The organism is Streptomyces sp. a15 (assembly GCF_059026085.1).
This window is the reverse complement of record NZ_JBWLKM010000005.1, coordinates 56,382-82,149: the sequence shown is the minus strand read 5'-3', so window position 1 is coordinate 82,149 and position 25,768 is coordinate 56,382. Positions and strand designations below refer to the sequence as shown.

Here is a 25,768-nt window from a genome sequence, read left to right as displayed (position 1 = left end):
AGCGCAGCTCTGCGATGGACCGGAGTACCGGTTTCAGCAGGGGGTTTCCCTTCTGCCCCGACAGGTCGACCCCCTCCGCCGCCCCGGGTGGCCGCTCTGTGTCGGCCGCCCCGGGCTGCACCGCTCCGAGCGACACCAGCAGCGCCAGGAACAGCGCCGTCAGTCCTCGTAACCATGGACGTCCGAACCGCGTGCGTCCGATGAGCGGCCTCATCTACCGTCCGCCTTCCGGTACCGTCCGCCTTCCGGGGACGGGGACGCGGAGGGGGACGGGGGCGTACCCCCGCCGGAGCCCCCGCCGTCTCCCTCTCCCTCTCCTTCTTCCTGTCCTTCTTCCTGTCCCTCTTCCGCTTCCTCCGTCGGTCCACCGGCCGCCCCCTGGCTGAACACCTCGTCGATCGCGGCCAGATCGGCGTCCGTGGCGGCCCGCGACCGGGAGAGCGCGGAGGCGAGCCACAACCCGGCGGCGAGGACGAGGAACGCCCACACTCCGGCCGCCGCACCGCCGGCGACTCCCTCGGGGCACTCTCCGACCCGCAGGGGCAGACCACCGTGGTACGTGGGGGCCGCGCACTCCGCGGAGGCGGGCGAGGGTGTGCCGAGGACGAGCAGTGCGGTGGCGGCGGCCAGAGCGGACAGCCGCACGGTACGGGGAGCGATCATGACAGTGCCTCCCGGGCGGGCAGCGAGGGTGTTCCCGAGGATGTGGGAGCACCCACACCCTTCAATTCCAGTACTCGATCCCGCAGTTGCCGCTCCGGCGGGATGAAGGAGTCGGCGCCGGGACGTTCGCGGTGCCGGCTCTGGACGGCGAGGTCGAGCTGTGCCTGCTGGAATCGCAGGAGGTGCCGCAGCCCTGCCGTACCGTCGCGGCGCCACACCCGCAGCTCCAGCAGGAGGCGGCGGCGCGGCGAGAGCAGCAGCCCGATCTCCGGCTCGGTGACCGCACCGTGGCCCAAGGCGGCCTCCCTGTGCAGCGCATGGGCCAGCCCCGCGGCCTGGGCCTTGAGCCCGCGGCGCAGGATCAGCACGTACAGCGCCACGAACACCCCCGAGGTGATGACCGTCATCACCGGGATGCCGACGAGCAGACCGAGAGTCTCGTTGGAGTACCAGTCCGCCCTGCGCAGGTCGAGCTGCATCAGCACCACGTCCGTCTCGAAGTGCCCGCCCACCGCGGCCAGCAGTCCACCGCCGACGACCAGCAACCGGTCCCGGCGGGCGGGGAGCCAGCGGGCCGCGCCGATTCCGGCGCCCGCGAGCGCGGTGAACGCCACGTGCACCGTCATCAGTCCGACCACCTGCCGGTCCCAGAACTGGGTGAAGTGGTGGTCCGGGTTGACGAAGCCCAGGTAGTGGACCGTCTCCGTGAGGTTGAAGCCGAGTCCGACGGCTGCGCCGAGGACCACTCCCGAGACCACGCCGTCGATGTGCCGGCGGAAGAGCAGGAAGAGGACGGCGACTCCGGCCGCCTTGCCGAGTTCGGTCACGAGGGCCGAGCTGAAGGGGAACAGGGTGTAGAGCTCGCGGACGCTGTCCTGGGGGCGATCCCAGTAGCGGGAGGTGAAGTAGCCGGGCATGGACCGCTGGAACCAGGTGATCATGACGAGGCCGAACCCGCCGCCGATCAGCGCTCCCCACCCGAATCCGGTCAGCAGCAGCCATCCGGGCATCCGCCGGTAGAGCTGCACCCGGTGGACGAGGAGGAGAGCCGCCGACGTGGGTGGCAGGCAGAGCAGCAGCTGCGGCAGATTGCCGCCCATGCTGGCCAGCGGCATCGCCGCGAAGGGCAGCAGCAGGGCGGCGAGGATGCCGAACTGGCAGGCGCGGGTGGTGCGTTCGGCCCGGGCAAGGGCCGTGAGGTCCCCCTCCGGTGTGCCGCCGCGCCGGGTGAGCACCAGGCCGAGGCCGAGCAGGGCCGCGGTGCCCCAGCCGATCAGGAGGAGGACCCGCGTCACCTTGAAGGGCGTCGGCTCGGGCAGCAGGAACAGCCTGATCCAGGACGAGTTCGAGGTGATGTCCGGTGCGGTCCAGAAGAGGATCTGGCCGAGCCCGTACGCCACGGACAGTGCGAGCGCCACGACGATGGCACCCACCGTCCCGTTCCGGGGCACACGCGTGGGAGGCCTGTCGGGCATGGGCGGTACGACTCCGGCTGCCAGGATCATGAGGCACCTCCGGCCTGCGGAAGCTCGGGCAGACTGGGAAAGTCCGAGGGGAGACTCGGCATGCTGGGGAAGTCCGTGGGCAAGCTCGGCATGCCGTCCGTGGGGAAGTCCGTGGGCAGGTCGGTGGGGAAGTCGCTCGGCAGGGGCGTCGGGATCGTGTAGTCGGTCGGGAGACCGGAGGGCAACTCGGTGGGGAATCCGCTCGGCAGAGAGGTCTGCCCGGGAGTCGGCATGGACGGCATGGTCTCCGGCAACGGGAGCACCGTGTCGGCGGAGAGGCCGACGATCGCGGCGACCACGGCGGCGGCGAACCCGATCCCGCCGATCGCGGTCATCAGCCGCACATAGGGCCGGGGCCCGTGTTCGGGCCCGCCGGGTGGGCCTGCTTCCGTGTCGTCCGGTGGCTCGGTGACCGGACCGGGCTCGTTCGCGTCGGCTGTCATGGCCCTCCCCCGTACTTCCCGAACGTTGGTGAAGTCCGTGCGTTGCCGCGCGGTCGGCTGAACGGCCTTCAGACGCAGCGGACTTGACGTGATCACACCAGTATGGCCAACAGGGCGCACGGTGATGGCAGTTCACGTCACGTACTGTTACTCAACGCGTAAAAATCCGGTGTTCCGGAACGACGGTCGACTTCACAAGGCGCTGTCAGTCATGGGCGGGCATGCTCTCCGCCGTGGACCGGAGTGGTCCGCGCATGACCGCCCTCACCAGCGGGACCGCGCGGCCATCACGTCCAGACGCCGAGTCGCAGCAGCGGCCCAGTGACGCTCGCCCGGCTTCGGTGGGGGCACCCAACTCCGGTGGGGGCACCCGGCCGCGACCGAGAGCGGGCCGCCATCACCCGCCGGTCACCGGTTCGGTGACGCCGTCCCTTGTCGTGGCGGCTGCCCCCCACCGATGCGACGACCGGAGCCACGGTCATGGACCGTCGCCCCGCGGCGTCCGACGGGCGCCGGCTGCCTCAGGTCGCCGGCAACCCCGGTCCAGTAGCTGGACCGGGGTGTGGCTCCTGACGGCCGCTCCGGTATCCCGCGGTCCGGCCGCGCCCCGAACCCCCGCCGCCCTGAGACGCCGGGCGATGCACGTCAGTGCCGCGCCGCCTCCATGTCCTGGGGGACATGCGACGCGACCAGCCGTTCCCGAACCGTCGAAGGCGCCTGGCGGCGATCCACGACGTACGCCGCCCCGGCCACCGAAAGACCGAGCACGGCCAGCCCCGCCCCGGCCAGCGCCGGAGACGTCACCCCGAACCCCGCGGCCAGCGCGACGCCCCCGATCCACGCACCCCCGGCGTTGGCCAGGTTGAACGCCGCCTGGTTCGCGGAGGACGCCAGGGACGGGGCGGCCGAGGCCTTCTCCATCACCATCAGCTGCAACGGCGAGCCGGTCACGAACGCCGCCGTGCCGAGCAGCACGACCGCCAGGCCCGCGCTCCACTCCGCGCTCATGAGCAGCGGGAACAGCGCCAACACGGCCACCAGGGCGATCAGTCCGCCGAACAGCGTGCCCCGCAGGGAGTGGTCGGCGAGGCGTCCGCCCAGCAGGTTGCCGGCGGTCGCGCCGACGCCGAACAGCGCCAGCAGCAGCGTCACGCTGGAGTCGGCGAAGCCGGCGGCGTCGGTGAGCATGGGCGTGATGTAGCTGTACGCGGCGAAGAGGGCTCCGAAGCCGGCGACGGTCGTGCCGAGCGCCAGCCAGACCGGGAGGGAGCGCAGGGCGGCGAGTTCGCCGCGGACGCCGACGCGCGGGGCGTGGGCGTCGTCGTGCGGGATGAGCTTGGCCAGGGCCGCGATGGCGACCACGCCGATCGTGCTGACGCCGAGGAAGGTCGCCCGCCAGCCCAGCTGCTGGCCCATGAGCGTGGCGACGGGCACGCCCGCGATGTTGGCGACGGTGAGGCCGAGGAACATCAGGGAGACCGAGCGGGCCTTGCGCTCCGGCGCCACCATCGTCGTGGCGACGACGGCACCCACGCCGAAGAAGGCGCCGTGCGGGAGGCCGCTGAGGAAGCGGGCCGCCAGGAGCCAGTGGTAGTCGGGGGCGAAGGCGGAGAGCGCGTTGCCGGCCACGAACAGGACCATCAGGCCGATCAGGACCTTGCGGCGGGACATGCGCGCGGTGACCGCGGCGAGCAGCGGGGCACCGACGACCACGCCCAGCGCGTACGCGGAGACCAGATGGCCGGCCTCGGGGAGCGAGATGTTCAGGTCGTCCGCGACGTCGGGCAGCAGGCCCATCATCACGAACTCGGTCGTACCGATGCCGAAGGCGCCCACGGCGAGGGCGAGCAGGGCCAGGGGCATGAGGGGACCATTGCCTTTCGAGGGAGAGCGGAGTTCCGTACGAAGCATATGTTCAAGTACGGAACAAAGACTCCCTCGGCCGGTATTCCAGCAGGTGACGTCAGGATGACGTGTCGACGTTCACACGCGCGGCCACCGGAAGGTGGTCGCTCCCGGTCCGCGGAAGCGTCCAGGAGCTCAGCGGCTCGATGCCCTTCACCATGATCTGGTCGATCCGCGCCATCGGGAACGACGCCGGCCAGCTGAACCCGAAGCCGCTGCCCGCCGCGCCCTGCGTGGAACGCATCTGGGCGGTGACGGCGTTGAGCGAGCGGTCGTTCATGGTGCCGTTCAGGTCGCCGAGCAGCACGACCCTGGTCAGCTTCTCGTCGGCGATGGCCTCGCCGAGGGCGTCGGCGCTCTTGTCGCGCTGCCGGGCCGTGAACCCGGCCTCCAGCTTCACCCGTACCGACGGGAGATGGGCGACGTACACCGCGACCTGCCCGGCGGGCGTGGTCACCGTGGCACGCATGGCGCGTGTCCAGCCCAGCTTGATGTCGACGGGACGGACCCCGGTGAGCGGGTACTTGCTCCACAGCCCGACGGTGCCCTGCACCGAGTGGTACTTGTACGTCGACGCCAGCGCCTTCTCGTACGTCGGGACCGCCGCGTCCGTCAGCTCCTCCAGGGCGACCACGTCCGCGCCGGAGGCGGCGACGTCGCGGGCGGTGCCGGAGGGGTCGGAGTTGTCGGCGTTGACGTTGTGCGTGGCCATGGTGAGGTCACCGCCGCCTGCGGCCTTGTCGCTGAGGAGGCCGCCGAAGAGGTTCAGCCAGACGACCGACGCGAGCAGCACCGCGACCAGGGCGGTCGCGGACTTCCGTACCAGGGCGAGGACCAGCAGCACCGGCACGGTCAGACCCAGCCAGGGCAGGAAGGTCTCGATGAGGCTGCCGAGGTTGCCGACGCGGTTGGGGATCTGCGCGTGCAGCAGCATGACCAGGGCGACCAGCACCGCGAGCGTGGCGACGACCAGGCCGCGGCGCCAGATGCGCTTGTCACCGCGCCAGCCGGCCAGGAGGCGGTCCGTCAGGCGCCGGAATCGGGCTCCCCGGCGCTCGGGTCCCGAGCCTCCGTTGTCCGTCTCCGTCATGTACGCCTGCTGCGCCATACCGTCGCCTCACTGCCTGCCGTGCACACCGTTCGCCCCCCGTGTCCTACGACCCTAGGGGATGATCGCCGCTGTTCCTGCCGTCCCATGACGGCCGTACGGGCACGAGGACGTACAAGTCGGCGCCGCGAGTTCCGGTCACGCCGGGGGAAAGCGCCCTCTGTGACGAAACGCGCACACGGGGGCGGGACAGCCCTACGCGGAGGGCGAACTGACGGGCGGTGAACTGACGGGCCGTAGGCCTTCCAGCACCATGTCGACGATCTGTTCGGACAGGCCCGCCGGGAGATCGGCGTCCGGGCGCATGACGGTGCGTACGAGCATGGGGCCCGCGAACATGTCGTTCATCAGCTCGACGTCGATGTCCCCGCGCAGCTCGCCGTTCTCCTGTCCGCGACGCAGCACGTCGATCTGGATCCGGCGGCGCGGTGCGATGACGGTCGCGTGGTAGGCGGCCCAGACCTTCGGGCTGCTCTTCATCTGGGCGTAGACGCTGTGCAGAAGCGCGGACGAGCGGGTCATCAGCCCACGTTGGCGCAGTTGTTCGAGGAGGGCCACGAGGTCGTCGCGCATCGACGTGCCGGGGAGTTCCGGGTCCGCCGGCTCCGCCGTGCGCACGACGTCGACGAAGAGTTCCTCCTTGCCGCTCCAGCGGCGGTAGATGGTGGCCTTGCCGACGCCCGCGGTACGGGCGATGCGCTCGATGGACAGCTCGGCGAGCGGAACGCCCTCCTCCAGGAGCTTCATCACCGCCTCGACGATGGCGCGCTCCACGGCCTCGCTGCGGGGACGCCCCCGTGCGGGGCCGTCCTGCGCGGGTCGGCTGTCGGCGAGGCTGCTCACGTTCGCTGGTCCCTTCTGTGGCCTGGGGTGATTCTCCCCCGTGTACGGCCGCTATTCCGCCGCCACCAACTCCTGCTCCTCCTCGTCCCGCCGGGGCGCCGACACCTTCCCCGGCAGGTACAGGGCGACGACGACCGCGCCGACGACCGCCACGCCCGCTCCCCACAGCGCCGTGACGTGCATGGCGTGCAGGAACGCGTCGTTGGCGGAGCCGACGAGTGCCTCGCCCCTGGGGCCGAGCTTCGCGGCGGCACCCAGGGTCGACTCGATGGACTCCCCCGCGGTGTGGCGCAGGCCGGCGGGCAGCGCGCCCAGCTTGTCCTCGATGCCGCCGCGGTACGCCGTGGACAGCACCGAGCCGAGTACGGCGATGCCCAGCGCGCCGCCGACCTGGCGGAAGGTGTTGCTGAGCGCGGAGGCGGAGCCGGCCTTCTCGCGAGGCAGGGCCTGCATGATGACGACGCTGACCGGCGTCATGATGTGGGCCATGCCGGTGCCCATGAGGAAGAAGATCACCTCGAGGATCCAGATCGGGGTGTCCGCCTCCAGCGTGGCGAACGCGGCCAGCATCGCGGCGATGATCAGCATGCCGGCCGTGGTGGTGGCCTTGTAGCCGAAGCGGTCGACGAGCAACCGGGCGCGCGGCGCGAAGATCATCTGGGCGGCGGCCAGCGGCAGCATCAGCAGACCGGTCTGCAGCGGGGAGTAGCCGCGCACGCTCTGGGTGTAGAAGACCGAGAAGAAGGTCACGCCCATCAGCGCGAAGAAGACCAGCGCGATGGCGGCGATCGCGGCCGAGAAGACCTTGTTGCGGAAGTAGGTGACGTCGATGGACGGGTGGCTGCTGCGCTTCTCGAACACGACGAAGGCGACGAGGACCAGGACACCGGCGGCGATGGTCGCCAGAACCGTCGGGTCGGTGAAGTCGGCGATCTGGCCGCCCTTGATGATGCCGTAGACGAGCAGGACGAGGCCGACGACGGACAGCACGACGCCGACGGGGTCGAGCCGGCCGGGGTTCGGGTCGCGGGAGTCGGGCACCAGCCACAGCATCAGCGCGACGGCGATGACGACGATCGGCACGTTGATGAGGAAGACCGAGCCCCACCAGAAGTGGTCGAGCAGCACACCGCCGGTGATCGGCCCGATGGCGATGGCCAGACCGACGCCACCGGCCCAGATCCCGATGGCTTTGGGCTGCTCCTCGCGCTCGAAGACGTTCATCAGGACGGCGAGGGTGGCCGGCATCACGAAGGCGGCGCCGAGACCCATCAGCGCGCGGAAGGTGATCAGCTCGCCCGGTGAGCCGGAGGAGGCGGCGAGGGCGGAGCCGATGCCGAACACGACGAGCCCGCCCATCAGGACCTTCTTGCGGCCGAGCCGGTCGCCGAACAGGCCGGCGCTGAACAGCAGGCCGGCGAAGACCAGGGTGTACGCGTTGATCGCCCACTCCAGCTCGCCCTGGGTGGCGCCCAGGCCGGTGGGGGCGGGTGTCGAGATCGTCTTGATGGCGACGTTCAGGATCGAGTTGTCGAGCACCACGATCAACAGACTCAGCATCAGGACGCCGAGGATCAGCCAGCGGCGCCGGTGCACCGCTTCCGGTATCCGGGACCGGGAGTCAGGAACTGCGGTAGTCATGCGTTCGAGCGTAGGTCTATTTCGATACGGCACCGTCTCGTATCGTAAATATTTTACCCAGCTCTTACGTGCCGGAACCCGTCACCCGGACCTCCGCGGGCCCTCCCCTAGCCCTCCCTGGCACGAGGTGCCACCATGGAGGGGATCCGGGGACGCCGTAAGGGCGCCTCGAGATGACTGAAGGAGCCGTTGCAATGACGCAGCTTTCGGCTGCCCAGCCTGCGCAGCAGAAGCCCTCCGACGGCAGCAAGGCGCTGTACGGGGGCAAGGGCACGCGCCGTATCACCGTTCGCGACATCGCCGCCGCCAAGGAGCGCGGCGAGAAGTGGCCCATGCTCACCGCGTACGACGCGATGACCGCGTCCGTCTTCGACGAGGCCGGCATCCCGGTCATGCTCGTCGGCGACTCGGCGGGCAACTGTCACCTCGGGTACGAGAGCACCGTGCCCGTCACCCTCGACGAGATGACCATGCTCTCCGCGGCGGTCGTACGCGGCACGCAGCGCGCCCTGATCGTCGGCGACCTGCCCTTCGGCTCCTACCAGGAGGGTCCGGTGCAGGCGCTGCGCTCGGCGACCCGGCTGGTGAAGGAGGCCGGGGTCGGGGCCGTGAAGCTGGAGGGCGGCGAGCGCTCGCACCGGCAGATCGAGCTGCTGGTGGAGTCCGGCATCCCCGTGATGGCCCACATCGGGCTGACCCCCCAGTCCGTCAACGCCATGGGCTACCGCGTCCAGGGGCGCGGCGAGGAGGCGGCCCAGCAGCTGCTGCGGGACGCGAAGGCCGTGCAGGACGCGGGCGCGTTCGCGGTGGTCCTGGAGCTGGTTCCGGCGGAGCTGGCGGCCGAGGTGACGCGGGTACTGCACATTCCGACCGTCGGGATCGGCGCGGGTCCGGAGACGGACGCGCAGGTGCTGGTGTGGACGGACATGCTCGGGCTGACCGGGGGGCGGATGCCGAAGTTCGTGAAGCAGTACGCGAATCTGCGTGAGGTGATGGGGGACGCGGCGAAGGCGTTCGCTGAGGACGTGGTGGGCGGGACGTTCCCGCTCGAGGAGCACAGCGTCCACTGAGCCACTGCGGCACCACTGCAGCCCGCCGATCTTCCCCCGTCGGCGGGCTGTTGCCGTCCGGGCTCCGACCGTCCCTGGGGGCTCCGCCCCCAGACCCCCGGCCTGTGCCCACCCACCACCCGTCTCGGTTGGCCGAGAGGTGCACCAACAGACCCAGCCGTCGGTGCCCTGTAGGTGGCTGTCGGCGGACTGTCGGTCGTTTGTCGGTGGGGACTGACAAGGTCGTCCCCATGACGCGAATCGACAAGAACCCCAGTGGCGCCGGCAGCGCCGTGACCGTGCGGGGGCTGGTCAAGCACTACGGCGAGACCAAGGCGCTGGACGGGGTCGACCTGGATGTGCGGGAGGGCACCGTGATGGGGGTGCTCGGGCCGAACGGGGCCGGGAAGACCACGCTCGTGCGGATCCTGTCCACCCTGATCCAGCCCGACGCCGGACAGGCGACCGTCGTCGGCTACGACGTCGTACGGCAGCCCCGGCAGCTGCGCCGGGTGATCGGACTGACCGGGCAGTACGCCTCCGTGGACGAGAAGCTCCCCGGCTGGGAGAACCTGTACATGATCGGCAGGCTCCTGGACCTGCCGCGCAAGGACGCCCGCGCGCGGGCCGACGAACTGCTGGAGCGGTTCTCGCTCACCGAGGCGGCCAAGCGTCCGGCGGCGACGTACTCGGGCGGCATGCGGCGGCGGCTGGACCTCGCCGCGTCGCTGATCGGACACCCGGCCGTGCTCTACCTGGACGAACCGACGACCGGTCTGGACCCGCGTACCCGCAACGAGGTGTGGGACGAGGTGAAGCGGATGGTCGGCGACGGCGTCACCGTCCTGCTCACCACGCAGTACATGGAGGAGGCCGAGCAGCTCGCCTCGGAGCTGACGGTCGTCGACCGCGGCAAGGTGATCGCGAACGGCGCGATCGAGGAGCTGAAGGCGAAGGTCGGCGGCCGTACCCTGCGCATCCGCCCGCTCGACCCGCTGCAGCTGCGCCCCCTGGCCGCCCATCTCGACGAGCTGGGCATCATCGGCCTCGCGTCCACCACCGTGGACACCGAACGCGGTGCCGCCCTGGTCCCGATCCTCAGCGACGAGCAGCTGACCGCCGTGGTCGGCGCGGTCACCGCGCGCGGCATCACGCTCTCCTCCATCAGCACCGAACTGCCCAGCCTGGACGAGGTGTTCCTGTCCCTCACCGGCCACCGCGCCAGTGCCCCGCAGGACGCCCCGCCCGCCGACGACCGCCAGGAGGTCGCCGTATGAGCGCCACCGCACTCGCCCCGACCGACCTCGGGGCAGACGCCCGGATCCCGCTGCGCGGCCATCTGCGCCACACCGGTGCGCTGGTCCGCCGCAACCTGCTGTGGATCCGCCAGGACCCGGAGTCGATGTTCGACGCCATCCTGTTCCCGGTCATCTTCACGCTGCTGTTCGTGTACGTCTTCGGCGGGTCCATCGGGCAGTCGCTCGGCGGTGGGCAGGAGGCGTACGTGCAGTACGTCGTGCCGGGTCTGATGGCCATGATGGGCATGAACATGGCCCAGGGGGTCGGCACCGGCTTCAACCAGGACTTCAACACCGGTGTCATGGACCGCTTCCGGTCCCTGCCGATCGGGCGCGGCTCGGTGCTGTTCGCCAAGATCGCGGTGGAACTGATGCGGATGCTGTTCGCGACCGTGGTCCTGATGATCGTCGGCGTGCTGGTGGGCTTCGACATCACCAACTGGACCGGTCTGCTCGCCGCCGTGGGGCTGTCCGCCGTCTTCGGCTCGGCCCTGATGTGGGTGTTCCTCACGCTCGGCGTGGTGATGAAGAACGCGCAGTCCGTGCAGGCCATGGGCTTCCTGGTGCTGATGCCGCTGCAGTTCGGCTCGTCGATCTTCGCGCCGACCCAGTCGATGCCGGGCTGGCTGCAGAACTTCACCGACTACAACCCGCTGTCCGCGCTCGCGGACGCCGCGCGCGGACTGATGGTGGGCGGTCCGGCCGCGCACGACGTGTGGCTGACCCTCGCCTGGTCGGCGGCCATCACGGCGGTGATGGCGCCGGTCGCCATCCACAAGTTCCGGACCAAGGCCTGACCCGACGCCCGCAGCACGACGGGTGCGCGTCAGACCAGGGCGGCGGCCTCCGCGAAGGAGAGGCCGCCGCCCTCGGCGTACGCCGCCTCGTACGCCTCGTCGCCGAGCGCGGCGCGGGTCAGCTGCTCGGCCCGGCCGCGAATCTCGCGTTCCATGGCCGACATGAAATGGCGGGGCGGCAGCAGGGTCTCGGCGGCGCCCATGCAGCGGGCGGCGTCACGGGCGCGGTGTCCGCCGTCGAGACCGGCGAGGGCCGTCGCGGCGGTGACCAGGTAGGAGGAGCGCATCGACGGCGCGATGGCGATGGCCAGCGGGTCGTCGGCCTGCTGCAGCGCCCGCCGGACCTTGGTCAGAGCGTCCTCGTGCCGGTCGTCCAGAGCGTCCAGCCAGGCCTCCGCCCCGAGGATGTAGGCATCGAAGATCACGAACAGGGCGAGCTTGAACTCCTCGCGCAGCAGCCGGAGTTGTTCGCGTGCCTCGGGGATCCGGTCGGTCATCCCGAGCCGGCCGGCGAGGAAGAGCCGGGCGGCGGGCATCGCCTCGTTGCCCGAGCCCTCGTTGCTGTCGATCACCTCGCGCAGCAGGCGCTCGCCGCGCTCGGCCGCGCCGGCCTCGATCAGCGCGCTGCCCAGCCGGGCGGAGAGCACCCCCTTCTGGGCGCGGGCGCCGAGCCGCTCCGCCTGCGCGATCGCCGCCTCGAAGTCGGCGGCGGCAAGCCGGTACTCGCCGCTGCGTTCCCGGGCCTCGCCGCGTGCGGAGAGCGCCTCGGCGATGCCCCAGAGGTCGCCCAGGCGCCGGTAGATCTCCAGCGCCTCGTCGGCGTCGCGGGTCGCGTCGCCCGCCCAGTCGGTGCGGTTGGCGAGCAGGTTGGCTCGCATGTGCAGACTGGCGGCGAGCTCCCACTCGTAGTCCGGCGCGTCGCGGCAGGTACGGACACTGGCGTCGATCACCTCGCGCACCTTGCCCATGTCGCCGGTGAGCATGACGGCGAAGAACCAGAGGGAGCCGGGGTTGCGGCAGGTCTGCGGCAGCCCGGGCCGGTAGGTCCGGGCGATCACCCGCAGCTTCTCCTGCGCCTGCGGGGTCTGCCAGGCGTCCATCTCCATGTCCATGCAGGCGAGATGGACGAGGTGGACACCGCGCCGGGCCTCTTCGAGGACCTCGCCGGTCCACGGGAGCGGAACCTGCGTGCAGCGCTCCCACAGCGGGGCGGCGGGGCGGACGGGCGCCGCGAACGGGTCGGGGCCGAGGGCCAGCACCTCGCGCGACCAGTTGCGGGCGGCCAGGCGCAGGTCGCGCATCTGCCAGTACCAGCACATGGACAGGACCAGACACAGCGCCTCCTGCTCGTCGCCCGCCGCGACGGCGTGCGTCAGCGCGAGGCGGATGTTCTCGCCCTCGCGCTCCAGCCGGGCGATGGCCGCGCGTTGGCCGGCGCCCCGGAGCAACGGGTCGGTGGTGCGGGCGAGTTCCCGGTAGTACGTCAGATGCGCGCGCTCGGCCTCCTCCCGGGCCCCGGCCTCGTCGAGCCGTTCGCCCGCGTACTCGGCGACGGTCTCCAGGAGCCGGTAGCGCATGCCCGCGTCGCCCGAAGGGGCGGCCACGACAAGGGACTTGTCGACGAGCGAGCCGAGTGCGTCGAAGGCGGCGGGTCCGCAGACGGCCTCGGCGGCGGCGAGGTCGCAGCCGCCGGCGAAGACGGACAGCCGCCGCAGTACGTCCCGTTCGCCCTCGTCGAGCAGTTCCCAGGACCAGTCGACGACCGCCCTGAGTGTCTGCTGGCGGGGCAGGACCGTACGGCTGCCGGAGGTGAGCAGCCGGAAGCGGTCGTCGAGCCGGTCGGCGATCTGGCGCGGGGTCAGCAGGCGCAGCCGGGCGGCGGCCAGCTCGATGGCCAGCGGCAGACCGTCCAGGCGCCGGCAGATCTCGGCGCAGGACTCGGGGTCGTCCTCGATCCGGAAGCCGGGCCGGGCCGCGGCCCCGCGCTCGGCGAGCAGCCTGAGCGCGACGGGCTCCGGCAACGGCTCCACGGGCCGCAGCAACTCCCCCGGTACGCCGAGGGGTTCGCGGCTGGTGGCCAGCACCGTAAGACCGGGGCAGCGCTCCAGCAACTCCTCCACCAGCCGGGCGGCGGCCTCCACGACGTGCTCGCAGTTGTCGAGGATCAGCAGCATCCGGCGCCTGCCGCAGTGCTCGGCGAGCCGCTCGACGGGATCGTCGTGCCGCTCGCCCCCGGCCCGCATGGCCTCCGCCCCGGCGCCGTACAGCACGGTCTCCCGCGCCCCCACGGCGGTCAGCACGGCCTCCGGTACGGCCTCCGGGTCGTCCACCGGCGCGAGCTCGGCCAGCCACACCCCGTCCCGCGCCGACTCTCCCACCGCCTCCGCGGCCTCCTGCGAGAGCCGCGTCTTCCCGGCCCCACCGGGCCCGAGCAGGGTCACGAGCCGGGCGGCGGCGAGATCCTCCCGGATGGCATCGATGTCGGCCTCCCGGCCGACGAAGGAGGTGAGGCGGGCGCGGAGGTTGCCCGGGGGCGGAGGTACGGGGGCGGGCAGGGGTCCGCCGGGGGTGTGGGAGCCGGGGGTGTGGACTGCCGCCCCATGTCCGGACAAGCCCTGCGGGCCGCCCCCGGCGCCGGACGGCGTACCGAACGCGCCCTCGTCGGCTGCGCCTGGCAGCGGCCCGTGCACGCGCCCGTCGGCGGTGCCGTACGGCGGGACGGACGGGTCGCCCCCGTCGCCCCCGCTTCTCCCGTCAGCCGCGCGGGACGGCCCGGTCGCCCGCACGCCGGAGCCCGGTCGAGGCCCACGCGCCGACGCCGCGGAGCCGTCCGGCCGCAGCAACTCCCCGTACAGCGCCCTCAGTTCCGGGCCCGGGTGCGCCCCGAGCCGCTCCCCCAGCAGCCGTCGTACGGCCTCGTAGGCGGCCAGCGCCTCCGCCGTGCGGCCGGCGTCGCGCAGGGCGCGCAGGCGCAGGGCCTGGAGGGGTTCGTCGAGGGGGTGGGTGTCGCACAGGGCGGTCAGTTCGGGCAGGGACTGTTCGGCGTGGCCGAGGGCGAGGGCGGCGGTGTGGCGGGCGCGCAGGACGTCGAGGCGGCGGGTCTGCCGGCGGGCCGCCTCGGCGGTGCGGTCGGGCAGGTCGGCGAGGGCGGGGCCGCGCCACAGGGCGAGGGCGTCGTCGAGGACGACGGCCGCCTTCGCGGGGTCGCCGTCGGCCAGCGCACGGGTGCCCTCGTCGGCCAGCCGCTCGAAACGGTGCAGGTCGACGTCGTCGGGCGCGGCGGTGAGGCGGTAACCGCCGTCCACCGAGGCGATCGCGTCCGCGCCGAGCGCCCGCCGCAGCCGCCCGACCAGCGCCTGCAGCGCGCCCGTCGCGTCGGCGGGCGGGTCGCCGTCCCCCCACACCTCCTCCACCAGAAGCCCCGCGGGCACGGTCCGTCCGGCCCGCAGCGCCAGCACGGTCAGCAGCGCACGCAGCCGCGCCCCGCCTACGGGGACGGGCGTGCCGTCGGGGCGGAGGGCCTGGGTGGTGCCGAGGATGCGGTAGCGCACGGGGTCCATTGTCTCCGGTGGCGTCGGGGCCGGTCACGGGGTTCCGGCGGTGCGGTGCGGCGCGCGGCGCCGGGGGTGGGGACGAGGCGTCACTTCAGCGGGTCAGGGGGTCGGCGGGTTCCGCGCAGTCCGGCTGCCGACCCCCCGTAGAACACGTGCACAAGCCCCATGAGCCCTACCCTCCATGGAACCCCTGGGGGACCGCGAGACGTTTTCCCCGTGCGCCCGGTACCGTCGGGCAGTCCCACCGCGTGCACGAGAGTCCAGGGAGCCCCATGACCACCGCCACCACCCGCCACAGTGAACGGCGGATCAGTCCCGTCTTCCTCGGGATCCTCGCCGTGACGGCGGTGACCGGCTGGGCCACCTGGACCGGGTTCGCCGAGCAGCCCGGATTCTCGGTGTTCCTGTTCGTGACGGCCGCGTGGATCGTCTCGCTGTGCCTGCACGAGTACGCGCACGCGCGCACCGCCCTGCACAGCGGCGACATCTCGGTCGGCGCGAAGGGCTACCTCACGCTGAACCCGCTGAAGTACACGCACGCACTGCTGAGCATCGTGCTCCCCGTGATCTTCGTGATCATGGGCGGGATCGGTCTGCCCGGCGGTGCCGTGTTCATCGAGCGCGGCCGGATCCAGGGGCGCTGGCGGCACAGTCTGATCTCGGCGGCCGGTCCGCTGACGAACGTCCTGTTCGCGATCGTCTGCACGGCCCCGTTCTGGCTGGACGCCCTGGACGGCGTGCCGGCCGACTTCCGCCTGGCCCTCGCCTTCCTCGCCCTGCTCCAGATCAGCGCCGCGATCCTGAACTCCCTGCCGGTCCCGGGCCTGGACGGCTACGGCGTCATCGAGCCCTGGCTGTCGTACAACCTCAAGCGCCAGGTGGAGCCGTTCGCGCCCTTCGGCCTGCTGTTCGTGTTCGCGCTGCTGTGGCTCCCGGCGGTCAACGGCGTGTTCTTCGACGTGGTCGACTCGATCCTGAAGAGCCTCGGGATCCATGAGTTCGAGACGTACTGCGGTCAGTACCTATACAACTATGTATTCAGCTTCATCCGGGACGTGGGACCCAACATCGGCTGTACTTCCTGACCTGCGAAAACGAAGAAGCCCCGCCCACCTCCACGGGGGAGGAAGTGGTCGGGGCCCATACCGCCCCGGGCAGTCCCCTGCGGCAGGGACTCCACCGACGGGCGGCGCCTCGTCCCTGTTCGACAGCGCTAGGTCAGGGACGAGAAGTTCAGGACGCATGCAGGGACCGGGAGGGCCGACCTCACCAGCTGTCCGGCCCCTGCCGCGCCCACCGCGATCCGGACGCACAGGCGCCCAGTCCGCGGGCTCAGGGTGTGTTGTTCCTCGGCACGAGCCGCCAACTCGCGGTACTGACGGTGCGGAATGTGTCGTGCCCGACGCGTATGGAGTGGTGCTGAGACGTCCACTCCTGGACGCTGCTTTCGTCCGTGCTGGCCTCAAGGCAGCGCACGCATTCGACGAATTGCTGAACCGGGAGGCCAGTGGGCGCCAGGGTCATCGTCAGCGGAGGATAGGTGGCCGTCATCGCCGCACCTCGTCACTCCAGAGGATTCGCTGACTGGTCAGCCAGTCGCTGTTGAGATCCTCTTCCGTCGCGACGCGCGTCCACTTCGGGTCGACGTCCCATTCACGCCCTCCCCCTCGGGGACGCAGAAGGTATCGGCCGCTGACCACACCACGGAACTCACCGATGACACTTCGAGCGGTGTCCACCATGACTGTCCCGACGGCCGGCAGTTCTCTTGATTCAGGGCGTGACACGACGCCTCCTAATCCCTGCATGTGATCACCCACTGTGCGCGGAATGGCACTGCCAGTGTGACGAGAGTAGAGCCGGTAATGCAACCCGAACGACCAACTCTGCAAAATTGCACTCACGATGATTCGTCGTCGCGTTCACTGTGGAAAGCTGTAGCCACGTCAGGCGGCTGACGGAAAGATGTGTAACGAGCAGGGAGGGGGAAGGGTGAGCGAGCCGACAGTTCGTAAGCGTCAGCTGGGCAGTGAACTGCGCCGGCTACGCGAGGGTGCCCACCTGAAGCTGAGCGACGTCGCAGACCGCGTAGGGCTCCCGGCGTCCAAAGTCAACCGTATCGAGCTGGCCCGCCTCGGCATCAAGCCTGCCGATCTTGGCTCGCTCCTCGACCTCTACGGCGTCGACGACGCCGCGAAGCGCGACGTCCTCCACTCCATCGCCCGGCACGGCAGCGTCCGCGGATGGTGGCAGACGTACCGAGACACCATCTCACCGTCCTACGCCGACCTGATCAGCCTGGAGGCTGACGCCAAGTCGATGCGGACGTATCAGTCAACTCTCATCCCGGGACTACTCCAGACGGCTGCATACTCCCGCGCGACGATCGACGCCCTCAGCATGACGTCCACCCCCGACGAGGTGAACGCGCTGACGCAAGTGCGCATGGCTCGACAGTCCGTGCTGTCCCGTCCGGAGCCGCTGGAGCTCTGGGCGGTGATCCACGAGGCTGCGCTCCGTCCCCGGGTCAAGAGCGACCCGAAGATGATGAAAGAGCAACTACAGAAGCTGCTCGATCACGCTGTACTTCCGCAGGTCTCAATTCAGGTGCTGCCGGTTGACGCACCGCCCCACGTGGGGATGCTCGGCAGCTTCGCCGTCATAGGGTTTCCAGAGACGGCAGACCTCGACGTTGCGTACCTGGAGAACCTGACGGGCGCCCTGTACGTCGAGGATCCTGCGGAAGTCAGTCGGTACGGGAGTGCCTTCGAGCGGCTACGCGCGGCGGCTCTTCCGTTCGACGAATCGGCCGACCTCATCGAACGACTGAAGGACACGATCTAATGACCATCATTCCTGACGCCTCCGCCACTGGCTTCGTGTGGCGATCGCCGCGTGCGAGCGGCAACCAGGGCGACTGCGTGCAGGTCGCTGACGGCGCCATCCCCGCAGCTCTCCCTGTGCGTGACTCGAAGGTGCCCGCCGGCCCGGCGGTCGTCTTCAGCGACACCCACTGGGGGCTGTTTGTTGACGCCCTGAAGCGTGGCGACCTCGTCTGACGTACAACGCAAAGAAGGCCCCTGCCGGTTGGCGGGGGCCTTCCTGTTGATCAGTGTCACTGCTGCGGAAGCTTGATGTTCCGCTTGTCTCGTCCGGTCGCCGTGAGGTGCGGGTTTTCGCGCTTGAACCGCTCGACGAACTCACGCACCCGGGCACGGTCCAGGGTGTCGGGGCGTACGGCCGGGAAGTCGGGCCCCTGCATGCCGTAGACGCGCATGAACCGTGCCCAGTACTCCAGGCTGCCGTACGGCGGCTTCGTCCCGTCGGGGTCGCGCATGGACGGGTAGGTCATCGTCCCTCCGCCTCGTCGGCCGCGCGGAGGAGAGCGGCAGCGAGTTCGCGGGCTTGCGCGGGGGTGAAGTCGACAACGCCCACGTCTTCGCTGATCTCCTCGTTGACGAGGACACGCACCAGCCCCGTAGGAACGCGGGTGACGGCCCCCGCCCAAACAGTCACACGGCCGTTGTCTTCGCCTTCGATCAGTGATTCCATCGTTCCCTCTCCTCACACGCCTACGGGGCGCTTCATGTCCGCCCGCAGGGAGAGGACGGCGACGATGGTGAACGCAACGGTAGGGACGCCCGCGCCCACAACGGCGTTGATGGCCTCCGGGTCGCCCAACAGGAGTGCGGCACTGGCCACGGCTTCGATCAGCCATCCGACGATGGCGAAGCCGAGCGTAATCTTCGTTTCAGGCTGCATGGCGCCACTCATGATCTCTCCTCACACGCCCGCAGGGCGCAGGTTGTAGACCTTACGGACCTCGTCGAGGTCGACGCGCGGTCCGTCAGTGGTCTGGTATTTGCTCAGCCTTGCACGCGGGCCGTTGGCAGCTCCGCGGATAGTCACCGGGTCGACGTCGGCAACGGCGGCAGCCTCCGCGTAGGTGACGAGGTTGGGCTTCTGAGGCTCGTTCACGACCTCCTCGACCTCTTCATCCACCGGCTCCCCCTCAGCCTCTCCAGCGGCCTCCTGTGGCTCCTCGTCGGTCGCCTTGCCGGAGTGGACGAGGAGCGAGCCACCGAGGAACGCCACGGCCGGCCAACCGGCGACGAGGACGCGGAGCTGCACGGGGAGGTTGGTCATGTCGAGGACACCGGCCGTCGCGATGTTCGCCCCCAGTGACGCCGCGAGGGAGACGAGGAACCAGCACCACGCGCCCACCTTCGGCACGTCGGGCGTCCGGATTCGCTTCCACGCCATGACCATCAGCAGATCGACGCTCACGGGGTAAGCCCATGCCTTCCATCCGCCCTGCCCTGCGGCCTCCGCAATGTCGTGGATGTGGGCGAAGGAGAGTGCGGCAGCGATGACGGCCTGAATCAGGATGGGGTCCAGGCGACGCAGGTGGGCTCTCATGGCTCCTCGGTTCGTGTGCGTGGCGGTGTGAGTGGCTGGTGTGCCGGAGCCCCTGTCACCGGAATTGACAGGGGCTCGGATGGGGCTCCGGCTACTTCGTCTCGCAGCGCGGGCAGAAGGTGTAGAGGTGGGCGTACTCGCTCGTCTCGATCTCGTGTCGACTCCGCAGGCGCGGACCCTCCGTCTGCGACATGGGCCGGGCGTGCCATCGGATGTTCTTACGGCACTTCGCCCGGTAGTCGGCACCCTGCACCGCCGGCCCTTCGCCCTGGAACTTGTGGAGCAGCATGGACGCCGCCACGGTTCCCCACTCCTGCACGCCGTCCGCGGCGGGCTCTTCGACGGGGGTGGGCTCGGGCATGCCGCCGTCCTGGCGGGACAGGGTGACCTTCCGGCCGTCCTTGTACCAGATCATGTAGAAGCCACTCACGGCGGTCATCTCGGCCACCTCGCGCTTGCCGTCCATCATGCAGCGGTTGGCTTCGGCCAGGCCGACTTCCTTGGTGACGTTGGCTGCGGTGCCGTTCTCGGTTCGGATGAAGTAGGTCATCGTCTCGCCCTCCGTCAGTGCTTCGCGTTGCTCTGACTATGACACAGTTATGTCGGCCACCACAACACCTAGCGTCAAACGTTTTGCGCTCCCTCCGCGATCAGCGCGACCAACTTCCCACCAGGCAGCGTCACCACGTACCCGCGGCGGACCCTCGTCAACTCGTGCCGGCGCCGGATGGCCTGGCGGAGGAAGTGACGGTGTGCCACGTCGTCGAGGACGCAGGAGCGGCCACCTTCGAAGGTGAGGCGGTACGTCATGCCGCATCCGCCACGGTGCGCGTAACGGTCAGCGGCTTGTCCGCGGGGATCGTCGCCCCTCCCCCGCCTGCGAACTGGACGTAGACGTGCCCACGGGTCATCACGGGCCACACGTCACGGAGCGCCGTGCGCTGGTGGGTGTGAAGGGTGAAGACGTCGCCCTGGCGGATGTTGCGTGCGGTGATGTGCAGTTCGGTGGATTCCATGGCTCCTCCTGCGAGTGTCTCGCGTTACAGGAAGAGCCCCTGTCACCGTAATTGACAGGGGCTCTGGGGGTCAGGCGGCGAGTGCCGTGACCGGCGTCCCCGCCTCACGTAGAGCGGTGACCCTCGCCTCCGCCTCTCGGAGGTCGCTCTCCGCCCACGCGTTGCGAGTAGAGGCGGCGACGAACTCACGCAATCTCAAGTACTTGACCGTTGCGGCCGTCTGCTCGTCGGCCACCAAGTCCTCTGCACTGCGGGTGAAGTCGAGGTGTGCCAGCTCCGTCATCGCCACCTCTCGCGCCCGTGCCCGGGTCTTGAACAGGGGGCCGATGTGGCGCCCGTTGGGGTACTCGTCGGAGGCGGAGGCCAGATGGTTCAACGTCCACCCCTTTCCATACCGGCAGGGTGCCAACCCGGGGAGAACCTCGTCGACGCGCTCCGTCGCGCCCATCGACGCTGCGGCCTCCGTCGTGGCGTACTCGCCGGGGGCCACCTCGACGAGGTACTCCGGCACTGTCTCCGTGAACCGGACGGGCGGGAACGGCTTCTTCATCGCCGCCACGTCGTAGGTTCCGTGGCTGGGAAACACGCCCCGCTCCCAGCGTGCCGCCATCTTGGAGAACGCGCCATCTCCTCCGTCGCCCACGGCCGACGCACGCTCGCGAAGACTTGCAGCGCCTGCCTGCCGCATCTCGACGAGGGCCGCCTTCACGGCCTTCAGGTGCGCCGCCTCCAACTGCCTGACGGTGCGGATCTTGCCACCGAGCTCCGTGCGGATGACGCGCTCGACGCCCGCGACGCGGAGGAGGGTCTCTCGGAAGTTGGTGGGCGTCGCGGTCATGTTCGCTCCTTCGTGAGTGCCTTGCGTTGCTCTGACTATGACAGACTTATGTCGGCCACCACAACACCTAGCGCAAAACGTTTGACGCTACTTCCGGTGCAGCAACGAAAACCCCGTCCCGCTCCCCTCGCAGGACTGAAGCACGAGATCCGGGCTTCCCGCGAACGACGGTATGGCGCCTCCCTGACGTCCTATCGTCAGGTGCCCGTACACCTCGTACGTCCCGGCGAGGGGGCCGGAGATGACGCGCACCGTGCGTCCGACGGGGACGCGCGAGAGCCACTGATACCCCATGTAGTTATGGCCGGCGAGGATCCGCCCCGCGTACATCGTCAGCGAGCCTGCGTCGATGCACTCCTGTGCGTGGCCCGTGCAGTCGCGGTAGAAGCTGACCCGGATGTCCGCCGGGGGCGTGGCTATGGGCCGCGTCGTGGCGGGCGTCGTCGACGGCCTGGCGACGCTCGGGGAGGGCAACGGCGTCAGTGTCGCGCGCTTCCCGTCGCGGTCCGTCCTCGTCGTCTTCCGCGGCTCCGGGCGGTACGGCGACGGGGAGGCTGGTGAGGGCGTCACAACGGGCGCGGAGACGACGTCGGCGAGTGCCGGGTACTCCGGAGCCTGCGCGTTGGGGGCGCAGATGAGGCCGACGGCTGCCACGGCGGAGATGCTGAGTCCGACGATTGCGGCAGGGATGGCGTGGGCGCGTCTCATGGTTGCTCCTTACTTCGCGCGGACGGACGAGAAGAGAACGACCGTCGTGTACCGGTGGAGCTTTACCTTCTCCCCGCGGGCGAGCATGCGGGCCAGGGTGCGGTACTCCCGGTGCGCCTCCTCCGCGTCGTCGTACTGCTCGACGTCGACCTTTCCGTCCGCCCTGACGTGCTCGACGATGTGGTGTTCCTCGAACTGCATGGATGCTCCTGAGTTGGAAGTGGCTACGAAGTGCCCCGCCGCGGATTCGAGACGAGGCGAGGTGCTAGCGATCGGGGTAGGCCGTCAGCTCCCAGACCACAACGGCCGCCATGATCAGTACCGGAACGCCGAACACGATTACGGCTGCCGCGACCGATCCGACCCCTACCGTCAGCAGCAGGGCCGGGAACGGCAGCAGGAGGGTCACCCACTGACTCAGCAAAACCCAACGACTCTTCATCGCTCCTCCTTCGTTCAGATCTCCTGTGTGCCCCGCCGCGGATTCGAACCGCGCGCCCGCCGGCACTGGGGGTGCCGGGTTGGTGGGCGATGCCTAAGCGGGGCGGGTACTTCACTCCCAAGGGGCGGGCAGGCACTCTGGTCCGCCATCGGTCAGGATCCGGTCCAGACGCACCCACGCCCGACGAAAAGTGCTCGCTCTCGGAAGCTCATCCGTGTGAGTGCGGAGCACATCCAGCAACTCGTCAGTGCCCATCTCGTCCAGCTCTTCGCGGTCCATCTCTCCTCCTTCGGCCTGCCCGTCAGCGCGGGCAGGCCACTTCCTACGGACGCCCCACGGAGGGCGTTTCGGCTATTCAGGCAGAGGCGCCCACGGTAGGTTCAGCGCCTGAGTGTGAGAGATCCACGCATCGAGCTTGACGCTCACCGGCTCCCATTCCTCGACGGCGAGGTTGTTGCCCCATTGCGGGTTGCCGTAGTTCCGCACGTAGTCCGCCAGGGCGGCTATGCAGTTGTCACGGGTCCGTGGGGAGGTGACGACGCCCTCCTGACCGGGCTTGCCGTAGTCAGTCATGACAGACCACCCGAAGAAGCTCGCCTCCGCGATCCATACCGTGTAGCGGCCGAAGTGCGACCAGTCGTATGAGAGTCGCGTTGCCCGTGCCCGCGGGATGCTGCTCAGTTCCTCCGCGGTGATCTGCGTCCTGGTGTCCATCTCTCCCCTTCGTGATCTGCCTCGTCAGGCCCGGTAGACCAATCCCACCCGACGCCCCGGAGGGCGTTTCGGCTAGAAGTACTGCGCCACACGGTGCTTCCGTGCCGCGCGCTGCACTGCACGAACAGCCTGGAGTGCCGTGGTGCATGCCTTAGGAGTGCGGTACTCGTTGTCGTCAACGGGCACGTACCTGCACCCCGAGTACAGTTCCCAGATCCAGTAACCGCGCTTGTGGCTGTACTCGACCCGAGCCCGGATCAGGTCGTCACCAGCCTCGTAGTGCGAGAAACCCGCATCTCGCACATGGACGGTCGCCCACTTGCCAGGGACGTCGGTGAGGACGCCAGTGACTTCCTTACCCGACCAGTCGGTAATGGTGGCCATAACATCCCCTCCCCTGGGGCGCCCCGTATGGAGCGCCCCTTCCGTCAGTGCCTTGCGTTGCTCTGACTATGGCACAGTTATGTCGGCCACCACAACCCCAGGAGCGACAAACGTTTGGCGCTACTTGCCGACGGCGAACCGCAGAAGGCTGTCCTGATCTCCCTGCCGGATCGTCCCGCGCTCGTTGATGACCTCCAGCTTCCAGGAGGAGCCGGCGCGGAACGCCTTCGCGACGGCGATAGCGTTCCCGGAGCCGAGCAGCGAAGGCCAGATGTCGGCCACCTGCGCCGTGCTGCCGCCCGAGGAGTCGTAGACCTTGAAGGAGACGTTCGCGGCCTTGCGGAAGTCGCTGCCTCGCTTGTACGCGGCGCAGACGAAGACGACGCTCGTCACCTGCGGAGGGACGCGGGTGAAGTCGACCTCCAGGAGCTCGTCATCCCCCTCGCCGTGACCGGTCTGGTTGTCGCCCGTCGACGTCACGGCGCCGTTCTGGAGGGGGTCGGTGACGTCGAGGCCGGCGTAGCGGACGGGATCGTTGCCCGACATGAGGATGGCGAAGGCGTCGAGGTCCGTCCCGCGCGTCTTACGGGCGAAGCCCATCAGTCCGCCAGATCCGCCCGTGGTGGTGTCCCAGGAGGCTCCGATACCCATCTTCGTGACGCCGTCGAGGTCCGCGGGGCCGTCGGCCTTGGTGAGGGTGTGGATCGCGGGTGCAGTGGTCATGTCTCTCCTCTGTGAGTGTCTGATGCAGCGACAAACGTTTAGCGCTACGCCCGGTCGGCCAGCTCGCGGGCGAGGGTGATGATGTCGGCTCCGGTGTGCACGCTGCTCACGAGCAGCTTCTTCGCCTCCGCCATGTGGTCGGCGAAGGTGGGAGCAGGGGTGTTGGCCGCCGGCTCATCGACCTTGCGGACCGCTCCCGCCCACGCGATGAAGTACCCCTGCTCGTCGACGATGCGGAAGGGAAGGCGCGGGTCGCGGCTGTCGACCTCATCGACGATTCCCGCTCCGCCCTCCTCGTGGCGACTGCACGCCTCCGCGCGCACGATCTCCACCCGGTCACCGACCTTGATGGGGGCGGCCTCCGCCACCTCTCCCCCGTCGATCTCGTCGGCCAGGGCGAGGATCCCGCGGGCGAAGGTGCGGGCCTCGTTGGGGCGGAGGTAAACCTCCATCAGGTTCTCGTCGTCCTTCAAGGCGGCAACCTCTACGTCACCCTCGTCGACCTGCGCCTTCATGGTGTCGTAGGACGACAGCCGGCACTGTGCGATGTACTTGGTCATGTCTCTCCTCGTGTGTGATTGACGCAGTGCCAAACGTTTAGCGCTGCTCGGGTCAGACGGTCTCGATCGAAAAACCTTCGAGCGGCGTTGAGTCGATCCGGGTCTCCACCGCGTACATCACGTCGTCGCCCCAGAGGGCGGCCTCGTCGGGGCGAACGCCCTGGACGTCGTAGTCGTCGAGGGAGGGAAGTCGGTTCATGGTCGTCAGTCCTGTCGGTGTCAGTAGCGGGTGTGTCTTACGCGGCCAGGCCGTGAACGTCGGCAACCCTGCGGGCGTTGTCGGCGCCCGAGCGGCGCAGGCCTCGGAGGGTGGACGCCGTGACGCCCAGGTCGTCACGGGTCTGCGTGTCCTCCTGGCGGCTCATCTGCACGCCGTAGAAGGCACGGAGCGCGAATGCCTGACGCTGCGGGATCTGCGTCATGAGCCACCGGGCCAGGTCGCGACGCTCCGCGGGATCGGAGATCTCGGAGGCGGGATCGGCGATGACGTCGGTGAGAGTCAGGCCGGAGCCGTCACCGTCGTCGGAACCCGCGGGGGCGTCCAGGCTCTCCGTCCCTGCCAGTGCCTCGACGACCGACATGAAGCGCTCACGCTCCATACGGTTCTTCGCGTTGGAGCATGTGGAGAGGATCTCCCACGCCTGGTCGACGTTGCCGCCCCCCTGCCACAGCGCGCGCTTTACGCGAAGCACTGCCGTCGGGTCGACGGTAAGGGCGGTCGTCGACTTGACGTGCTCCTCCGCGATGCAACGTCGTGCGGCCTGGAAGACGAAGCTCGTCAGCTTTGCCGACGACGCCTCGGAGTCGTAGGCGCGGACGTGCTGGATCAGAACCGCGCGGGCCTCCTGGAGGAGATCCTCCGCGTCCTCCCGGCTCGCACCGGAGGCAACGGACCGGATCATGCCGGAGAACATCGGATCGAACGCCTGGACGATCTCCCACATGGCGTCACTGTCGCCCGACTGCGCGGCCTTGATCTGCTCGTCCGTAACCTCGACGCGGCTCATGTCGTTCTCCTCCGTGTATGCCTGGCGTTACTGACGTAATGGGGCGCCAGAGCGGAAATGTTTGGGTGAGTGTTAGTGACGTGGGTCACACAGTGATTTGGGTAAACGAAAGCCCCCGTCCCGCGTACCGGACGGGGGCGAACGCCGGAGC

General features: G+C 69.6%; 32 protein-coding genes and 2 other RNA genes. 6 read left to right on the top strand and 28 right to left on the bottom strand.

Annotated features, from left to right (window positions below; genetic code table 11):
- Positions 1 to 210: 210 nt before the first annotated feature.
- From AC5P09_RS07860 to AC5P09_RS07830, 7 genes are all read right to left on the bottom strand, one after another.
- The gene (locus AC5P09_RS07860; RefSeq protein WP_493873112.1) at positions 211 to 663 is read right to left on the bottom strand and encodes a hypothetical protein; all 453 of its coding nucleotides are present in this window, start codon (positions 661 to 663) and stop codon (positions 211 to 213) included.
- Positions 660 to 2,096 (bottom strand): PrsW family glutamic-type intramembrane protease, encoded by a 1,437-nt coding sequence (locus tag AC5P09_RS07855; protein ID WP_493873111.1) that lies wholly within the window; start codon positions 2,094 to 2,096, stop codon positions 660 to 662. The genes AC5P09_RS07860 and AC5P09_RS07855 overlap by 4 nt, the downstream gene beginning before the upstream one ends.
- 68 nt (positions 2,097 to 2,164) lie before the next feature.
- Positions 2,165 to 2,611 carry a hypothetical protein gene (locus tag AC5P09_RS07850; RefSeq protein WP_493873110.1) on the bottom strand — a complete coding sequence of 149 codons (447 nt, stop codon included), beginning with the start codon at positions 2,609 to 2,611 and terminating at the stop codon, positions 2,165 to 2,167.
- A 645-nt stretch (positions 2,612 to 3,256) separates the two neighbouring features.
- A complete protein-coding gene (locus tag AC5P09_RS07845; RefSeq protein ID WP_493873109.1) occupies positions 3,257 to 4,474 on the bottom strand; it encodes an MFS transporter in 1,218 nt (405 codons plus the stop codon).
- 100 nt (positions 4,475 to 4,574) lie between these two features.
- Positions 4,575 to 5,624, bottom strand: a complete 1,050-nt coding sequence (locus tag AC5P09_RS07840; protein ID WP_493873108.1) for an endonuclease/exonuclease/phosphatase family protein — start codon at positions 5,622 to 5,624, stop codon at positions 4,575 to 4,577.
- A gap of 195 nt (positions 5,625 to 5,819) precedes the next feature.
- On the bottom strand, positions 5,820 to 6,467 hold the full coding sequence (locus AC5P09_RS07835) for a TetR/AcrR family transcriptional regulator (RefSeq protein ID WP_493873107.1): 648 nt from the start codon (positions 6,465 to 6,467) through the stop codon (positions 5,820 to 5,822).
- Positions 6,468 to 6,518: 51 nt separating this feature from the next.
- Complete coding sequence (locus AC5P09_RS07830; protein WP_493873106.1) at positions 6,519 to 8,108, bottom strand: MFS transporter; 1,590 nt, start codon at positions 8,106 to 8,108, stop codon at positions 6,519 to 6,521.
- A gap of 194 nt (positions 8,109 to 8,302) precedes the next feature.
- Between AC5P09_RS07830 and panB the strand changes: the two genes are divergently transcribed.
- The 3 genes from panB to AC5P09_RS07815 all read left to right on the top strand — a co-directional run bounded on the left by panB (position 8,303) and on the right by AC5P09_RS07815 (position 11,252).
- Positions 8,303 to 9,178, top strand: a complete 876-nt coding sequence (gene panB, locus AC5P09_RS07825; RefSeq protein WP_493873105.1) for a 3-methyl-2-oxobutanoate hydroxymethyltransferase — start codon at positions 8,303 to 8,305, stop codon at positions 9,176 to 9,178.
- Between the two features lie 230 nt (positions 9,179 to 9,408).
- Positions 9,409 to 10,434: an ATP-binding cassette domain-containing protein gene (locus tag AC5P09_RS07820; RefSeq protein WP_493873104.1), complete on the top strand. Its 1,026-nt coding sequence runs from the start codon at positions 9,409 to 9,411 to the stop codon at positions 10,432 to 10,434.
- A complete protein-coding gene (locus tag AC5P09_RS07815; RefSeq protein ID WP_493873103.1) occupies positions 10,431 to 11,252 on the top strand; it encodes an ABC transporter permease in 822 nt (273 codons plus the stop codon). Before AC5P09_RS07820 ends, AC5P09_RS07815 begins: the two co-directional genes overlap by 4 nt.
- A 29-nt stretch (positions 11,253 to 11,281) precedes the next feature.
- Here the strand turns inward: AC5P09_RS07815 and AC5P09_RS07810 are convergent, their stop codons facing one another.
- Entirely contained in the window at positions 11,282 to 14,812 is a 3,531-nt protein-coding gene (locus AC5P09_RS07810) for an AfsR/SARP family transcriptional regulator (protein ID WP_493873102.1), read from the bottom strand.
- Between the two features lie 266 nt (positions 14,813 to 15,078).
- Here AC5P09_RS07810 and AC5P09_RS07805 point away from each other — a divergent pair, with 266 nt between their 5' ends.
- Positions 15,079 to 15,891 (top strand): site-2 protease family protein, encoded by an 813-nt coding sequence (locus tag AC5P09_RS07805; protein WP_493873101.1) that lies wholly within the window; start codon positions 15,079 to 15,081, stop codon positions 15,889 to 15,891.
- A gap of 247 nt (positions 15,892 to 16,138) precedes the next feature.
- Here AC5P09_RS07805 and AC5P09_RS07800 read toward each other — a convergent pair whose 3' ends face one another.
- Positions 16,139 to 16,330, bottom strand: a complete 192-nt coding sequence (locus AC5P09_RS07800) for a DUF7848 domain-containing protein (RefSeq protein WP_493873304.1) — start codon at positions 16,328 to 16,330, stop codon at positions 16,139 to 16,141.
- Positions 16,331 to 16,798: 468 nt separating this feature from the next.
- On the opposite strand from AC5P09_RS07800, the gene AC5P09_RS07795 reads away from it, so the two are divergent.
- Positions 16,799 to 17,650, top strand: a complete 852-nt coding sequence (locus tag AC5P09_RS07795) for a helix-turn-helix domain-containing protein (RefSeq protein WP_493873100.1) — start codon at positions 16,799 to 16,801, stop codon at positions 17,648 to 17,650.
- Positions 17,650 to 17,865, top strand: coding sequence for a DUF397 domain-containing protein (locus tag AC5P09_RS07790; RefSeq protein ID WP_493873099.1), 216 nt, complete (start codon positions 17,650 to 17,652; stop codon positions 17,863 to 17,865). The genes AC5P09_RS07795 and AC5P09_RS07790 overlap by 1 nt, the downstream gene beginning before the upstream one ends.
- A 56-nt stretch (positions 17,866 to 17,921) precedes the next feature.
- Here the strand turns inward: AC5P09_RS07790 and AC5P09_RS07785 are convergent, their stop codons facing one another.
- The 19 genes from AC5P09_RS07785 to AC5P09_RS07695 form a co-directional block, all read right to left on the bottom strand.
- A complete protein-coding gene (locus AC5P09_RS07785; RefSeq protein WP_493873098.1) occupies positions 17,922 to 18,158 on the bottom strand; it encodes a hypothetical protein in 237 nt (78 codons plus the stop codon).
- Positions 18,155 to 18,358, bottom strand: coding sequence for a hypothetical protein (locus AC5P09_RS07780; protein ID WP_493873097.1), 204 nt, complete (start codon positions 18,356 to 18,358; stop codon positions 18,155 to 18,157). Before AC5P09_RS07780 ends, AC5P09_RS07785 begins: the two co-directional genes overlap by 4 nt.
- Positions 18,359 to 18,370: 12 nt before the next feature.
- Positions 18,371 to 18,580, bottom strand: coding sequence for a hypothetical protein (locus tag AC5P09_RS07775; RefSeq protein ID WP_493873096.1), 210 nt, complete (start codon positions 18,578 to 18,580; stop codon positions 18,371 to 18,373).
- A gap of 9 nt (positions 18,581 to 18,589) precedes the next feature.
- The gene (locus AC5P09_RS07770) at positions 18,590 to 19,225 is read right to left on the bottom strand and encodes a DUF2637 domain-containing protein (protein ID WP_493873095.1); all 636 of its coding nucleotides are present in this window, start codon (positions 19,223 to 19,225) and stop codon (positions 18,590 to 18,592) included.
- A gap of 91 nt (positions 19,226 to 19,316) precedes the next feature.
- Positions 19,317 to 19,775, bottom strand: coding sequence for a hypothetical protein (locus AC5P09_RS07765; protein WP_493873094.1), 459 nt, complete (start codon positions 19,773 to 19,775; stop codon positions 19,317 to 19,319).
- A gap of 256 nt (positions 19,776 to 20,031) precedes the next feature.
- Entirely contained in the window at positions 20,032 to 20,241 is a 210-nt protein-coding gene (locus AC5P09_RS07760) for a hypothetical protein (protein ID WP_493873093.1), read from the bottom strand.
- 70 nt (positions 20,242 to 20,311) lie between these two features.
- Positions 20,312 to 21,079 carry a hypothetical protein gene (locus tag AC5P09_RS07755; protein ID WP_493873092.1) on the bottom strand — a complete coding sequence of 256 codons (768 nt, stop codon included), beginning with the start codon at positions 21,077 to 21,079 and terminating at the stop codon, positions 20,312 to 20,314.
- An 87-nt stretch (positions 21,080 to 21,166) separates the two neighbouring features.
- Entirely contained in the window at positions 21,167 to 21,787 is a 621-nt protein-coding gene (locus AC5P09_RS07750; protein WP_493873091.1) for a hypothetical protein, read from the bottom strand.
- Between the two features lie 9 nt (positions 21,788 to 21,796).
- Positions 21,797 to 21,988 (bottom strand): hypothetical protein, encoded by a 192-nt coding sequence (locus tag AC5P09_RS07745; protein WP_493873090.1) that lies wholly within the window; start codon positions 21,986 to 21,988, stop codon positions 21,797 to 21,799.
- Positions 21,989 to 22,052: 64 nt separating this feature from the next.
- Positions 22,053 to 22,229: a hypothetical protein gene (locus tag AC5P09_RS07740; RefSeq protein WP_493873089.1), complete on the bottom strand. Its 177-nt coding sequence runs from the start codon at positions 22,227 to 22,229 to the stop codon at positions 22,053 to 22,055.
- A gap of 111 nt (positions 22,230 to 22,340) precedes the next feature.
- Positions 22,341 to 22,508 (bottom strand): hypothetical protein, encoded by a 168-nt coding sequence (locus AC5P09_RS07735; RefSeq protein ID WP_493873088.1) that lies wholly within the window; start codon positions 22,506 to 22,508, stop codon positions 22,341 to 22,343.
- 9 nt (positions 22,509 to 22,517) lie between these two features.
- An RNA gene (locus AC5P09_RS07730) (hammerhead ribozyme type II) lies at positions 22,518 to 22,582 on the bottom strand.
- The gene (locus AC5P09_RS07725) at positions 22,581 to 22,943 is read right to left on the bottom strand and encodes a hypothetical protein (protein ID WP_493873087.1); all 363 of its coding nucleotides are present in this window, start codon (positions 22,941 to 22,943) and stop codon (positions 22,581 to 22,583) included. The genes AC5P09_RS07730 and AC5P09_RS07725 overlap by 2 nt, the downstream gene beginning before the upstream one ends.
- Before the next feature lie 10 nt (positions 22,944 to 22,953).
- Positions 22,954 to 23,017: hammerhead ribozyme type II (locus AC5P09_RS07720), an RNA gene on the bottom strand.
- On the bottom strand, positions 23,016 to 23,327 hold the full coding sequence (locus tag AC5P09_RS07715; protein WP_493873086.1) for a hypothetical protein: 312 nt from the start codon (positions 23,325 to 23,327) through the stop codon (positions 23,016 to 23,018). Before AC5P09_RS07715 ends, AC5P09_RS07720 begins: the two co-directional genes overlap by 2 nt.
- A gap of 120 nt (positions 23,328 to 23,447) precedes the next feature.
- Positions 23,448 to 24,032, bottom strand: coding sequence for a TerD family protein (locus AC5P09_RS07710; protein WP_493873303.1), 585 nt, complete (start codon positions 24,030 to 24,032; stop codon positions 23,448 to 23,450).
- 62 nt (positions 24,033 to 24,094) lie between these two features.
- A complete protein-coding gene (locus AC5P09_RS07705) occupies positions 24,095 to 24,610 on the bottom strand; it encodes a hypothetical protein (protein WP_493873085.1) in 516 nt (171 codons plus the stop codon).
- Between the two features lie 52 nt (positions 24,611 to 24,662).
- Complete coding sequence (locus AC5P09_RS07700) at positions 24,663 to 24,809, bottom strand: hypothetical protein (RefSeq protein WP_493873084.1); 147 nt, start codon at positions 24,807 to 24,809, stop codon at positions 24,663 to 24,665.
- A 37-nt stretch (positions 24,810 to 24,846) separates the two neighbouring features.
- Positions 24,847 to 25,617 carry a helix-turn-helix domain-containing protein gene (locus tag AC5P09_RS07695; RefSeq protein WP_493873083.1) on the bottom strand — a complete coding sequence of 257 codons (771 nt, stop codon included), beginning with the start codon at positions 25,615 to 25,617 and terminating at the stop codon, positions 24,847 to 24,849.
- Positions 25,618 to 25,768 lie beyond the last annotated feature (151 nt).